The organism is Clostridioides sp. ES-S-0010-02 (assembly GCA_020641055.1).
Taxonomy (GTDB): domain Bacteria; phylum Bacillota; class Clostridia; order Peptostreptococcales; family Peptostreptococcaceae; genus Clostridioides.
The window spans coordinates 1794061-1809304 of record CP067345.1 but is presented as its reverse complement, the minus strand read 5'-3'; the positions used below and the strand labels follow the sequence as shown (position 1 = coordinate 1809304).

Annotated in this window: 11 protein-coding genes; all 11 read right to left on the bottom strand. The window is 25.9% G+C overall.

From position 1 onward, the window contains the following. Window positions 1-265: 265 nt before the first annotated feature. The 11 genes from JJC01_08275 to JJC01_08225 all read right to left on the bottom strand — a co-directional run bounded on the left by JJC01_08275 (window position 266) and on the right by JJC01_08225 (window position 15201). Entirely contained in the window at window positions 266-1495 is a 1230-nt protein-coding gene (locus JJC01_08275; protein UDN59844.1) for a hypothetical protein, read from the bottom strand. Further along, window positions 1496-3205, bottom strand: coding sequence for a hypothetical protein (locus tag JJC01_08270; protein UDN59843.1), 1710 nt, complete (start codon window positions 3203-3205; stop codon window positions 1496-1498). It lies immediately after the preceding gene. Continuing rightward, entirely contained in the window at window positions 3205-5331 is a 2127-nt protein-coding gene (locus JJC01_08265) for a hypothetical protein (protein ID UDN59842.1), read from the bottom strand. Before JJC01_08265 ends, JJC01_08270 begins: the two co-directional genes overlap by 1 nt. After that, window positions 5328-7091, bottom strand: coding sequence for a hypothetical protein (locus JJC01_08260; protein UDN59841.1), 1764 nt, complete (start codon window positions 7089-7091; stop codon window positions 5328-5330). The genes JJC01_08265 and JJC01_08260 overlap by 4 nt, the downstream gene beginning before the upstream one ends. Before the next feature lie 10 nt (window positions 7092-7101). Continuing rightward, entirely contained in the window at window positions 7102-9282 is a 2181-nt protein-coding gene (locus JJC01_08255; GenBank protein ID UDN59840.1) for a virion structural protein, read from the bottom strand. Between the two features lies 1 nt (window position 9283). Further along, a complete protein-coding gene (locus tag JJC01_08250; GenBank protein ID UDN59839.1) occupies window positions 9284-9613 on the bottom strand; it encodes a hypothetical protein in 330 nt (109 codons plus the stop codon). Window positions 9614-9644: 31 nt separating this feature from the next. Then, window positions 9645-9959 (bottom strand): hypothetical protein, encoded by a 315-nt coding sequence (locus tag JJC01_08245; protein UDN59838.1) that lies wholly within the window; start codon window positions 9957-9959, stop codon window positions 9645-9647. A gap of 35 nt (window positions 9960-9994) precedes the next feature. Continuing rightward, window positions 9995-10873: a hypothetical protein gene (locus JJC01_08240; GenBank protein ID UDN59837.1), complete on the bottom strand. Its 879-nt coding sequence runs from the start codon at window positions 10871-10873 to the stop codon at window positions 9995-9997. A gap of 7 nt (window positions 10874-10880) precedes the next feature. Then, window positions 10881-11366 (bottom strand): hypothetical protein, encoded by a 486-nt coding sequence (locus tag JJC01_08235; protein ID UDN59836.1) that lies wholly within the window; start codon window positions 11364-11366, stop codon window positions 10881-10883. Window positions 11367-11374: 8 nt separating this feature from the next. Further along, window positions 11375-12742 (bottom strand): hypothetical protein, encoded by a 1368-nt coding sequence (locus JJC01_08230; GenBank protein ID UDN59835.1) that lies wholly within the window; start codon window positions 12740-12742, stop codon window positions 11375-11377. A gap of 224 nt (window positions 12743-12966) precedes the next feature. Next, window positions 12967-15201 carry a hypothetical protein gene (locus JJC01_08225; protein UDN59834.1) on the bottom strand — a complete coding sequence of 745 codons (2235 nt, stop codon included), beginning with the start codon at window positions 15199-15201 and terminating at the stop codon, window positions 12967-12969. Between the last annotated feature and the right edge of the window lie 43 nt (window positions 15202-15244).

Here is a 15244-nt window from a genome sequence, read left to right as displayed (position 1 = left end):
CTCCTAATCTTTAATGTCGCTCTATCTATCATTATTAATGATAAATCTAAGCATAAAAGTATATAGGTCAATTGTCACAATTGACAATTTAAAAATAAAAAAAAGTCTTTCGATAAAGACAAAATTTTTTAATATTTTATTATAAACCTTAAAATATTTTATTATAAATCCTAAATCAGCACTATCAAAATAACCACCCCCAAATTTGTACTACTAATTATATCATATGCAAAATGTTAAATACAATCGTTCACACTTAAAAACACTACAAGTCATCTCCATAATAGGTATAATTTATATCAATACTCTTTATATTTATTTCACTATAAATTTCACCTATCCTGCATTTAAACATCAATTTTTTTGTAGGAGGTTTAAATGGAAAAGTATCTACTATTTTATGATGATATTCTCCTTTATCTTCATAATATACGTCAAATATAAAGTCTTTAGAATATTTTCCAGTGTCACTGCTATTATTAAAGTGGGGCGTTATACCTGTAATCATTACATCTTTCTTTTCATCAATATTACACTTAAAACTAAATGTAGAAGATTCATAATTATTATAATAATTTATATAAGCTCCTAAGGATTTTATACCATAAACAAAAGTTCTTAGATTTGTTTCACATTCTTCATAATTATAACCTCTTAAAACTATTTTTATTTGATTAACTTTTTTATTAGGAAAATTTATTCTAAATGCTCTAACTGAATTTGAAAATTCATTTGTTAAATTATTCTGTGTTATTGCTGAATGATATTCAATTCCCTCTACTTCTTCCCAATAGCTGGAATCTCCAAACCTTACATATACATTTTTTACACTACATAAAAATGGATGTATATATATTTCATTCATTTCTAATGTAGTCATAATATCCTCTGGAAGAGTAATTTCATACTCTGTATCTAAAAAATCTACGAAATTACTTGTAACTACTCTTTTTGTCCAATATAGATTATTATCTTTAGAAAAAGGTGCATATAAATCATTATCCTGTTCTGATATGACACCAAAACTAGTAATTTTTGTCTTAACCGAAAGACTTTTGGGAATAAACATAGAATTTGATATATCATCAAAAACAGCCAATTTTGAAATTTTTTTTGAAGGTCTTATAGTTATATCTGATGTTACATTGTTTATTATAGCTCCAAATGTACTCTCCTCAGTCTTACAATCTTGAGGTAATATTATTTTTCTTCTTGATTTATTAGACTTTTGTATATCAATATACTTATTCAATAATTGATTATACTTTTGTATCAAGTTTAAATTTACAGCTTCCAACTGAGCATTTTCAAGTTTTATCAAACTTATCTTATTATTTAATGTACGTTCTATCTCATTAGTTTTATTGAATAAATCTAGGATATCATTTAGCATATTATTCTGATTATCATTATGCATTGAACTTTTGTTTATAGCTTTATATCCAAAATCATTCCTGTTTGATACTGGTAAGTTATTAATGATAAGTTTATTCATCTAATCTCCCCTTACATCATAAAATATGTCTATCTCTTCTTGTATATTGTCAATTATATCTACAAAACTTCCATAACTATAATTTGAGTCTATAAGCACTTCTTCTTTCATTACACCTAATCTATCTATTTTACCACTTAACTTTCTTATATTATAATCTATCTGATTGTACATCGAACTTGTCTTACAACTTTCTTGTGGCCCCCTATACCTATTATTAAATCTTACAGCATTTGGAACTTCATCTAATACCCTGTTTGAAGTTTCGTCTACTTCACCATCTACATGAAAAATCTTACTTTCTACTTTAGATTTATTACCTGAATAATCAGTTGTATAAATCCTAAACATATAATATCCTTTTTGTAGAGATTGTGTCATCACTGTTTCTCTTTGGGTCTTATTGTATACAATATGTGAATTATTTAAAATAATTGGATTAATATCACTTTCTACAGGATGTAAACACCAATTGTACTCTTTTATGCCTGTAGTAACTATTGTGGTGGCTATGTTCGATTCTGTTACTGTTTTTGTACTTAAATCTATTCCTTCTACATAATATTGATATATACTCCCTGTATCTTTAGAAGTATATTCCAAAATGACTTTTCTATCTTCAGTAGTATACTGATTTGTTATACTTGGTTTAATTGGAATAGAGGTATCTCCAGGTTTGTCTTCAATAGACGTATTTTCAGTTAGTTGTTTCATTCTAAAAATAGTATTTGCCAATATCTTCTTTTCATCTTCCTCTATATCTTCAATATCATTTATATTGTGTCCTATTTGAATCATGGCAGTATTATTCCATGTTGTAAGATAATATGAAGCAGCTCTTTCTTGTGAAGTAGACCAATTCGACTCTCCTTCTGTTTTTTGTGGTATTATATTAAACCATATATCTCCATGTGCAAAATTAGATGTAGTATGGGTATATGATATTTTTATCTTTTCTTCTTTATTTACAATATTCCATGGATATAATGCAACTGAATCTAATTTATTTACAACGACTTCATTTCCCCATACAGAACTTGTAAATCCATAGCCTTTATCAAAAAATATATTCTCTCCTTTCCATTTTCCAATCTTTACATTAAAAAACTCCCTTAACTTATTTAAACTTTCATCTTCTCTAAATATGGATGAAATTAAATCATGACTAGCAATAACACTTCTATTTGTATTCATAAATTCAAATATAGAATCTAATGCTATCTTATTTAACTTATTTTCATTAGTATAATCTTCACCACTAGAAAATCCGATAACTATTACATCATAAATGTACATACCACTAGTATCCTTTAAAAAATCATCTGGATTTTCACAAAATTCTTTGTTTGATACAGGAGTTACATTTATCTTAGCCATACCATATCCTCTTGCATCTTCTTTGCAAGGCTCTTCCATCCATTTTTTTAAAGAAGCAGACTTCTTAATACTCCATGTAATACCTCTATAACATTTAAAACTAATTTCTTCTCCTATGTCTGGATGTATATTCAATACCTTTATGTCACTTTCTAATTTTTCTAGTTCACATAAAGAAATAGGTTGAAATATTTCATCAACAGAATTACCAAAATCATCTCCTATTTTTTTTCTAAATACTCTGTACAAGTGAGGTGAACTTGATGTATTCTCCCAACTTAAACTAACCTTATTTTCTTTATCAGATGATTTAGTATATAGTGTTATTGACATTATTCAGCCACCACCTTTATATTATTGATTACAGGAGTGACAGATATATCTGAAGTAGATAATTTAGCCATTACTCTATATCTTATTAAGCTATCATCATTTATAGATTTTAACTTTTCAATTGTTGATGGCAACATATGTCTATATTTTATAAATATTCTAAAATACTCAGCTGTATTAATTTTTATATCTGGTCTTTGGTATTGTGGACTCCTTTTTTCTCTTAATTCAATATTTATAGGGTCATTTGGGCTAATCGTATAATTAGGGTCAAATTTTGTAACTATATTGTCCATATTATCTATAGATTTTATTGCATAATATTTAAGAGAATGAGGATTTATATCTTTCACTAGAGAATTATACGTTATTCTTTTCATTTTTGGACCAGCAAATATATAATCACTATAAGACATTAGATTAAAATTATGCTTGATGGTTTTTAATGGCTCGGATAAATCTAATTCACCAAGTAAAAACATTATTTGAACTTTATTTTCTCCCTTTTTTAACTTAAATGCATACTTATTATCTTTTTTAAATACTTGTCTTCCATTTACAAGTACAACTACATCAAAAACTTCCTTGTCTTTGTCAAAACTAAAATATTTATTTTCTATTACAGTATCTTCAAGACAATTAACATATTGACTCATTACCATATAATTCCATACGCTTTTACACATTATTTCCATCATATTTGCATCCATTGGAGCTATTCCAGTAACTCTATGTTTTGCATAGTCATTTATAGATACCTTCAATGAACTTGGATATTCTTGATTATATTTATCACTTACATTCAGCCTCTCAATCATCCATTGTGAATGTCCTGTTCTCATTTCAATAGAATTTAAGTTTACATGTTCTGGAAGTTGTTGTATATAAAACAGAAAATTTTTTAATTCTATATCAAAGTCACGTCTTCCAAATAAATCAGATGTATAATAATTAAGTAGTTTTTCTTCTTTGCATAGAAGATTTAAATCTAAAGCTACACCTGGCTTTATATTCTTCCATTCTACACTATTATTTTTATCTTCTATACCTATGAAATATGATATATTCGTCATAGGTGGTATTTTATTTTTAGGATTTAATGTTATATTTGATATAGGTGCATCAATTTTAATTTTATTACTTGTATACACACTAGTTTTAGAATACTTATCATTGTAAAGTGAAATATTGTTTAATACAAATAATGAATTTAAGTTATCTATTTCTTCTTGGTCAATTTCGTATTTTTCAATTATAAATTTAATCGATAAAATATCTTCTTTGTTAAATCTCCATATATTATTTCTTTCTCCATGATATTTAAACTTCTCTTTAAAATTCTTATTATCAGAAGAAATTAATAGTGTTATAATGGTATCTTGTAGTGAGTAACCGCTCAACTCAATTCTAGATACTGTTTTAATATCATCTAACACTAAGTCAATTATAATTATTTGAGTTTCATTTTTAATTGGCATTATATTTAATGATATGTTTTCATTAAGAGCCTCATTTAATATTAAATTTAGATTTGAACTTGTACCTATCTCTTGCCCATTTAATAATATTTTCAAATTTGACTTACTTAAATCTATTTTATCATCTGGGGTTGAATGAAGTTCATTTCTAAGTGTAGATGTATTATAATCTATTTCACAAGTTGACTTAGGTATATTATTTTTTACTAAGTTTATAGTATTTGTATCTTCAAGTGTATTAAAAGTTATAACATAGGGGTAATAAGCCATTTTTTGGCTTGAAAATTCATTTGCTATTTCTGAATAAGCAATAATCTTATTTGCTTCATTATATATATTTATTATTTCTAAATCATATTTATTTACAGTCTCTATAAAAGACTCTACATGATTATTATGTACTTCATAAATAGATTTCAAATCACCTTCTATATTTTTAAACATATTATTAAACTGTTCTTTATCTGAATTTTGATATGGTAATAATGTAATTGGCTTAAAATAAGGCAAACCAATTATTTTCTTTTCAAAAAATTCACTTATAAACTTATTTACTTCATAAAAAGTCACTAAATCTCCATTATTCAAAAGCCTTTTTATTATCTCTTCTTCTTTAATTTTTAATTGATACTCTTGAATGTTCATCATATAATTTCCTCCGAACCTACATCTATACTATAACTATATACTATAGGTGACTCATCAATTATTTCCTCTGGTCTATATAACTCTATTTTTAATCTAAATTCTTTTACATCATTAAGCATATCAACATATGTAACATTTTTATTTCTATTTACAATTGACACATTACTATTTACTACTATTGTACAAGAGCCATATTGAGTTCTATGTCTTGGTCTTATCCTAGTCCATATTGAACCATCATCAAAACTTATATAATATTTAATATAATCATCAATTTTGTTGTTTTTATCTGTATATTCTATAAATCTTTTAGGTATGTAATCTTTAGAATTTAAAGTAATTGACCTTATATTTTCATTTGATAAAAATTTACGTGATAGATATACTCCATATATATCATAAACTTTGTATTTAAGATCAATATTTTTTATGCCTATAACATATCTCCTTGCACTTACTTCTTCATATTGAAATTTATAAATATCTTCACTTATCTTTTTATAAAACAATTGAGATTTAACATACTCTCTTGTCAAAAAATTGTTTATTGTTTTTGTAGATGGATAAATTATATTTTTATCATCATGATTATATTTAAGCCCTATTAATTCTATACTTTTTTGAGGTTTATCAAATTGTACATAATCTTTCTCACTGTCATAAAAAAAATATGGAATTCTAGTTGGATTTATATTTAAAAAATACTCTCTACATACTTTAGTAAAATTACTGTCCTCTTGTTCTAATTCAACTATAATTTCTTTAACTATACTCGATTCAAATGTTATTATATGCTCTTCATCTAGATATTGATTTAATTGTAATATTTGAGCATTTTCATATTTATCTCTTACAACTATTCTTTTTATTATAGGATTATGTAGATTAACATTTGGCCTTGGTATACCAGAAATTTTGAACCAATTGATATTAACAGGTATCTCCAAAGAAACTTTAAAATGTAGTTTTAAAACTCTATCATCACTTATCCAACTTATACCTTCTTTGTACTTAAATCCAACCATTCCAGTTTTTATTTTTACATCAGATTCTAAATTATACATTTCAAACTCAAACCAAGTATCATCATTTCCATCTAACATATCTGATAAATATATATGAGGGTCATCTTCTCCAATATATTTTATTTTATTATAAGATGGATATATTTCATGTGTATTTCCAGGAAAGCCATTTGATATATCTAAAACTTGTATATTTATATTGTCATTTAAACATTTACTCGATGTTGTTGCTAATGTTAATGCTCCATATAATACACTGCAAGAAGTATTATTCAAGTTATTTCTATTACTAACTTTTACAAAGTCATCTGAATAAATCATATTACTTACTGTTTTCAAAGAGTCTACTTTTTTATCTAGTTCATTTATCTCTGTTTCTATGCAGTTTAATTTTTTCATTAATATACCAGTATCTTCTTTAACATCTTTAAAATATACTTGTAAATCATTTCCTATTTTCTCACAACTACACATTAAGACATGCATATCATATTTAGCTTTTTTTAACATATCACTATAGTTTGAAAATGATGGTATATATACTGCCTCATAGAATTTAAATGATGGTTTTCCAAGTTTATTATAAAAATCAATAATCATATTCTTAAATTCGTAAAAATACTCTGCTTTAGTTTTTATTTTTCCAGAATCAAAATCTTTGTTTAAATCATCTATTAGAATTTTAATCCTTTCTTCAAACAATATATTTGGCTTTTTATATTTATAATTATTCATATTATCACCTTTAAAATGTATCTACCATATATTTTATTTCTTTTAAAGCAGGTGTTAACCATCCATCTTTAACTGTATTTCTTCTAAATAATGCTTTTAACTTTATTTTTGATACTAAATGTTTATATGATATATCTATGATATACTTATTCTCTATCTCTCTATTAAAATAGATTGAGTTCTTAAATATATAAAATTGAAGTTTGTCATTTAAATTATCAAAATTCTTATAACTACTTCCATTTTCTGATATATCTGTCACATTTAGAGTTTCTATTTCACAGTTAATATTCTGATTTAATGTGTCTACCACTTTTACATCACAATAATCCACTGTAGACTCTGTAAATGGACTGTATTTAAGTTCAAAATTTGATTTATTTTCTCCATTAAAAGATTCTATAGTTGTTTCTAACTTTGATGCAAAATCTACAGAATCACTGCCCCTTACAGGCTTATAACTTATACTATATACTGCATTATAATCATAATTAAATATTTGAATACACCAAAAAAATCCAGTTTTTTGATTTTTATGTATATAAAATCCTTCACTACCTAAAGGTATCTCTTCTCCATCTTTCATTACTTTATAAACGATTTCTGCTTCAAATCTAAAATAAGCTCTAGTACTTCCTGTTATAAATAAAAGTTCAGATTCTATAATCTCCTTATTCATTGGCAATATAGGAATCCAATCTTTAGCATCTGGATTATCAGATACTGTAATATAGTATTCTATGTCGGTGACAGTTTTTCCAAGTGAATTTTTAGGATGTAGTTCATCAGTTACTATCTGTACACTTTTTATATTAGAATTTAAATTTAAAGATTTGCTTATATAAAAGCCAGTTCTATCAAAATGATTATTATAGCATCCTAAATCATATAAACCATAGTTGTATTCATATTTTAATACCTTGTGATTCAACTTGTCATTTCCAACTATTCTAGATAGTAGCTCATCATAAGAATCTGATAATATTCTATCATTCATTTGTTGCCATAGAGAATTAACCATTTCTCTATCATAGTACACTGGTTTAAATACAGCTTTACTTACTTTTTCTTTTCTATCATTTTCATTATTAAACCAAAGTAAATTTTTATTTACCTCAGTTGGATTATATACATATGTTTCTCTTATATAATGTTTCTGTGTAAATAATATGTATATCCTCTTACATATTATTTCTGGAAATCTAAATGTAACTTTATCTCTAGTAAAAACACTTTTTAGTGTTTTGTCTTTATTATCTGGTGTTACTAACTCTATCAACACTTCATCTTCATCATCTGTCATTTTATATCTTATAGCAACTATATCAATAGGATATTTTGTAAATGGAGTTATGTTTATTTCGTTTATTTTATTAATAGATTCAAAATTAAGTTCAAGGTCACAAACTGCCCCAGAGTCTATTCCATAAAAATAATTATCTCTTACATATAGAGCTTTTGGTTTATTATTTTCAAACGAAACACTTAATGGAGCATCTGACAGTATAGTATCACTCCAAAATGATGTTGGATTTCCATCTATAGCATTTTCAAGAGATGTTCCATTATTGTAAGATTTTATAAATCCTTCACCAAGCTGAAACTTATAATTTAAAGATGCTGTTGAGACTTTATTATCATATCTTAACATGTTATCTCGTTTTAAAAATGGTAATGTTAATATGTTTTCCTTTTCATCAAAATTAACATAACACTTTTCTGGTATCCATTGACCATATCTATCTTTTTGAATACTTCTACTTTTATCGAAATTGTTTGAGTTTCTAAATCTCTCTATTATAAATTTAGGCATATGTTTAAATGAGGTAGAATATCTACAACTCTCTAGTTTATCTTTTATTTGATTTATCTTTGTCGCTATACTATTTATATATGATGTACTCATACTATCATACTTTGATATCAACTCACTCATTGAGTTAACTACACCAAAACTAGTCAGTAAATCTATATACAGTTCGTTCATAGTCTTATTAATTGATTGAGAATTAATACTTATTTCATGCTCATCTAAGCTCGTTATCAATGTATTATTTTTAATTTTTGTCTCAAATTCATTTTCTAAAATTTCTCTTTCCTCATCAGTAGAACAATTGGATGTTATTTCTCTTACAACAGCTTCTATAATCTCATCTTTTATTTTACTTATATTCAATGAAGTATTTGGCATATTACATTCCAGCCTTTAATTTATACTTTTCATGACATTTATTAGATAGATTAATTAACTCATTTACAGCCATTTTTACATCTTCTTTAGTTTTCATTACTTCAAACTCTATCTTAGTGCCATTCCATTCTGATTTATTCCATTTAATAGGTCTAATTCCTTCTTTTAGCAACTTAGTCCACAGAGATAATTTATGAACTTCATACATATTTTCATCCATTAATTCTAATTCTCTAGTTAATTGTTTTCCTATGATAATACCACTTTCCATAGTATATCCTTCTAAACTTTCTTTTGAAATGAAATACTTATCTCTTTCAAAACTGTGCATAAAGTTTCCTCCTTATGTTTATATTATGATTTTATATTCCTTCATTATTTTTTTCTTCTTTTATTTGACCATTGATAATTATTAAATCTTTATTAGTTATTATCACTTTATTTTCATCAAATGATATTCCTTTTTTTAACAAAAACTCTTCAAATAAATTTTGAATTTCAGGTAATATTAAATCTTCTTTAACTCTTTGTATAACCTCATCTATGATTTGCTCTTTAGACCCTAATATTTTTTTACCATCATATTCAAAATATCTTTGAATTATATTTATTAAGTACGCATCAACTTTATCTAAACCTTTTACATAAATATTCTCTTTTTTCTGTTGTATTCTCATATTTCACCAACTCACCATATTGTCTATATACATTACTATTTTTTCTTACTTATGATCTGCATCAAGACTTTTTCAACCTCTTTATCACTATTTTCGTAATCATCATATATAAGATAAATATCTTCTTTTTTATCTCCTGATACAGTTTCATAAATATTTATTGTATCTAAATTTCCTTCTTCAGCATAATTAAGTACTATGTCTTCAGTTGCATTACTTACTTTTATCAATTTATCATCATTTTTAGAATCTCTTAATATAGTTGTTACATCATTTAATTCTGGATATTCAGTATCTGGGAGTCTTCCTAAATCAGGATTAATTAGCCCCATTTGAGCTTCTGTAAAATCATCACTATAGAGAAGTGCTATTGCATTAATTTTAGGTGATTCTCCTGCTAAATTTGACCATATCTTAGCTCTTACTTTTACTGTTTTAGGTATATCTTCTTCTTTTTGTATAGTATATGGTACAGTATTATTTGCTCTTATCTGAAGCACTTCTTTTTTATCAGTTACTAGATAATAGATTACTTCCGAACCATTTGGTATAGTTTGGTCTACAATCAGAAAAAAATTATTTAATGAAGAACTTTTATGTTCATGAGTATAAATATCAACTGAATTATATTCTCCAAAACTGCTACCTTCATTTAAATATATACAAGTTTTATCAAAATCAAACTTTATATCACTACTATTTTGGACATCAGAATACTCCTTATTTTTAAATTCATTTATAAATAAGGAATTTGCATATCTATTATTATCAAAATTAAATAAAGCTCTATCAAAAAATAAATTATCTGAATAATAAGATATATCCTTTTCAAATGAATTTTCAATCATATCTTCATCAGTATACAGTTTATCTATTATATTTTTTCTTGAAATCTTAGTAAATTTTTCACTCATAACTCACCTATAATAAAGAGTGCTGCCCTGTTAAATATTGTTTATCAAAAACAGGTACTACACTGTATTCACATTTATTTAAAGTCTTATGCACGTATTTTATCTTATCAACTTGATATTGTATCTCAACAAAGTCTGTAGGAGAAAGTTCTATATGAATATATAAAATTTTAAACTTAGAATTAAATGTATAATTCCTATTATTTAGCTCTATGTTATTTACACTCACTTTTATAGACTTGCTTACTGTCCCACTTATAGCCTTAGATACATCCCACTTTTGATTCGAATTGTACTCTAGCACCTTATTTTCATTCAACAGCACTTCAACCTTTGGATTTGGTATTTCTGCTAATAAATAACTTTGCCATCTTTCTCCTATCTTTTCATTTACATACAATTTATAACTTATACATTTTAGATTTTTTATCCTTGAAAAAGTTATTGTATTTTCTGTATATATTTTTGAAAGACTATTGATATTATCATACATATGTACACCTATAATACAGCCACTACTGGGTCTGATATATTTCCTTTCTCATCATATAAATATATAGTATAGTTGTACTTATTTGAGTACAAACAGTAATCTTTTATTGATAAAAGTGGATATCTAGAATTTAACACAACCATCTCAACTGCACCATTATCTTCTATATTATTTATATAATCATTATAGTACTTACCACCTTGCCTTATATATGTTTTAAATATGGTGGCTTTTTCATCTGTTATATCAACTGGCTTTTTCTGCTCGTTTTCATTTAAATTCGTTACATCTTTTCTATAGATAACCATTTTATCAATTAATACTTCAAATTTATCTTGAAATATTATTGGCTTACAGTAGTCTGTTGATATGTTTTTATATATGTTTTTCATTCTAAAAACTCTAGATTTTCTATAAAATAATTCTCTTTTATCTTTATGCCATATATTTGGTAACTTTACATATCTTATCCCATCAGTTATTAGTGTAGAATCATCTGAATGTACTTCTTGGCTAGTTATTGTATTTATTACTTTGCTGTATAAATCCTCTTTATTAATATTTATATCCTTTGATGCTTTTTCTCTTTTTATCTCTTTCCATTTTGTTATTTTAGGGTCATCTTCTTTTACTTCTAATATTTGAGTTATTTTATCTGGACTTTCAGATAATTCACAAATTCCTAGATTTGATAGTTCTGTTATATTTCCACTAGGAAATTTACTTATGACTCTATATTCATATTTATTCTTTTGCTTTTCTTTCATTTGATAAAATAATGTGTAATTTTTTCCTTCTATAGTAGCTACTACTGGATCAAACACTCCATGTGCGTGTATATCTATATGTGTAACTATATCTATGGAAAAATCTAAGGTGATTTTATTATATTCCACATTAGATTTTTTTATTAGAAATCCATTGTTATTTCTAATCTTTATTGTATCATCAATCTCATATTGTTCTGTTATAATCCTATATGTTTCATATTCATTATAATTATTTCTTTTCTTAAATAAAATTTTTGCTATAGTTTGATATGAACTTAATTGTATTTCTATTTTTTCTTGAGGTGCTGATGATAAATCATTTTTTAAATTCACAATTAATTTTTTAAAAGGAATTACTATTTCAAATGGTAGCGTAAATTCAGTATACCCATCATATCCTTTTGGAAAATCATTTCTACTAAGTAAAAAATCTTTGATGTTAGTCGATTCTATATCAGCATTTTCTTCTAATATTTCTATAATTGGGTCTTGATTATTTATATATTCTTCTATTTCTGTTTCTGATGAAATATTTTTAAATCTATAAATATAGTGTAATAAATTTCCTTCTGTAGATTTACATATATTTATCTTGGGATGTTCCAAATAAACTCACCTCTTTTGCATATCATTTTACTTTTGTAAACTTACTTTTATTTTTAATATACCTTATCTATATAGCAATTTGTTTAACATTTTTTAAATTATATTAATAATTTTTTATATAAATAAATATTGCAATTTAAGTTTGCCGAAAATAAGATATGTGATTACTATAAAAGGGATTGTTTCAATTTTAATTAAAACAATCCCTTTATCTAGTATACTTACTATTTTTTTTGTGCTATTGGAGTCCATTCTGCTTTATATTTCTTACCACTACTTCCATCATCATCACTTTTAGTACAAACATAAAGACCTATAGGGTATTTATCATTATCTTCTTTTTTACTTTCTGATATTGTATCCAATATATGCTTTATCCATATATCACCTACTTTAGGTTTTTTAAATGGAGGATAGTCTCCAGGAGGACAATAAGATAATGAAAATTTAGGACCTGGTAGGCCAAATCCATCTCCAAGACGGATAGAATTATTAAAAAACCACACACATCCACCATTTCCATCTTGAGGCCTATATGATAATATTCGTCTACCTACCCTCTCCTTTTTATTATGATCTGTGTACTTAATAGCTTCATCATATAAACAAAAATGGTCAATCTCTCCATCACTATCAGCATTTAGAGCACCTTCCATATCTCCACGTAATGATATTTTTCTATTTCCTTCATCAGTTATAACTATCTTAGAATTTTGAATCATAGTTAAATCTCCATACATAGAATCCCCTCGTCTTTTGACATAATCTTTTTTAATATTTTTAATTTCATTTTCTATATTGATTATGTCTCTTTTTATATCATCAATATCATCTCTTAGTTCGTCTAACTGTTCTTGAACATTGGCTCTTACCTCTTTAAGTTGAGCAAGTTCCCTAGTTGTAACAGAACTTTCACTAATACACTTATTTGTATCACTAACTAAAACTCTTGAACCATTTCTCCTATAATCAGTGTGCCTTTCCATATTATCATTTGAACAAAAAACATTTCCATTATCATCTGTCATAAGAATTTTTCTAGCATTATCACTTCCTTGAGCTATTACAACATAATAGTCAAAAGTATCCCAAATTTCCTCTACTTCGCTATCAATCTTATCCATTCTAGCTTCATAATCATAATGTCTATGTCTAATATGGGAATATCTATTATCGTAAATTGACTTTGGCTTTATAAAATGATTTGTCTCAGGAAGTCCAGATATTGTAACTGGGCTTTGATATTGATGAACTATACAAGAACTGGACATATATGGCTGTATATGTACTTCTGTTTTTTCATCTATAGCTAAGTATAATTCAAATTTGTGAGTAACTATTTCCACACCATCAACTGTAGTAGAATCTGACTTCACATGATATAACCTTAGTATATCTATCTCTTTTTGATAGCTATCCCCTTCATGTTTATATGGTGGAAATTGTTCAGCTTTATAGTCATTTTTACTAGGGTCTTGAGGAGTCTTATATCCACTTAAATCAAGAGGTCTTTCATGTGCATGATTTTCACTTGGTGAAGTTACACTTGCATACATTGAGATATTTTCTTTTTCTAAATTTGATTTTTCTATAGAATCTTCTATTTTATCAGCTATAGTTTTATCAAAATTAATTTTTCCACCATTGTTTTTTTGTTCTCTAAATTCATCTTCTTTTATTAAATTTTCTTCAGAAGACAAATCTTCATTTAAAAATGGTAATTTTTCATCATGTAATGATACATAAAAAAACTTGTTTGTACAAGTCCATCCATCTTTATTTGTATTTGTAGGGTCTTCAAATAAACCAATATGAATATCCATAGTAGTTGGACTGTTTTCTTTAAGAAAAGTTATAGACCCTCTAAATATGGAGTTGTAAATTCCTTCTGTCATCATATCAGTGTGGTCGAATTTTCCTATATTCGGTTTTGTGTAATCGATATAATTAGATGTAGATTTAACAAATTCATCAATGTAATCTTCATTTTTCATTTTAGCCACTAGACTATTTGCAAATATCCCCTGATATGGAAGTTTACCATCTGTAGAAAAATCAGGTACATTTCCAACTCTTCTTGGAGTAAATGTGGCTATTTTAATATATCTTTTATGGGACACCAATGCAGCATGTTTAAAATGGTTGTATCCCAATCTATCTTTAAAATCAACAGCATGATACCCATCTAGGCAATCTGCATTTAATCCACTATTAGGACCATGATTTAACTCACTCCAAACTTTTTTATCATTTAAAGTCAGTTCACTTGTTATAATATTTAATCTTGGTTTATCTATCCACCAATCAAATTTAATGTCACTTGCTCTAAAATTCATTTTTGCATATGAATATCCATCATTTAAATCAGCATCTCCAAATGTAACGGATAACTTAACACCTTTGAAATCATGTAATTTCAATTCATTTGTAAGCAATGTTGCTGAAGGTAAAACACCCAATAAAATCACCTCATTTAATCTAGTAGTATATTTTTAAAATTAT

Coding starts and splice junctions, on each gene's coding strand:
- JJC01_08275 (UDN59844.1), bottom strand. CDS start 1,495: ATGAATAAACTTATCATTAATAACTTACCAGTATCAAACAGGAATGAT.
- JJC01_08270 (UDN59843.1), bottom strand. CDS start 3,205: ATGTCAATAACACTATATACTAAATCATCTGATAAAGAAAATAAGGTT.
- JJC01_08265 (UDN59842.1), bottom strand. CDS start 5,331: ATGATGAACATTCAAGAGTATCAATTAAAAATTAAAGAAGAAGAGATA.
- JJC01_08260 (UDN59841.1), bottom strand. CDS start 7,091: ATGAATAATTATAAATATAAAAAGCCAAATATATTGTTTGAAGAAAGG.
- JJC01_08255 (UDN59840.1), bottom strand. CDS start 9,282: ATGCCAAATACTTCATTGAATATAAGTAAAATAAAAGATGAGATTATA.
- JJC01_08250 (UDN59839.1), bottom strand. CDS start 9,613: ATGCACAGTTTTGAAAGAGATAAGTATTTCATTTCAAAAGAAAGTTTA.
- JJC01_08245 (UDN59838.1), bottom strand. CDS start 9,959: ATGAGAATACAACAGAAAAAAGAGAATATTTATGTAAAAGGTTTAGAT.
- JJC01_08240 (UDN59837.1), bottom strand. CDS start 10,873: ATGAGTGAAAAATTTACTAAGATTTCAAGAAAAAATATAATAGATAAA.
- JJC01_08235 (UDN59836.1), bottom strand. CDS start 11,366: ATGTATGATAATATCAATAGTCTTTCAAAAATATATACAGAAAATACA.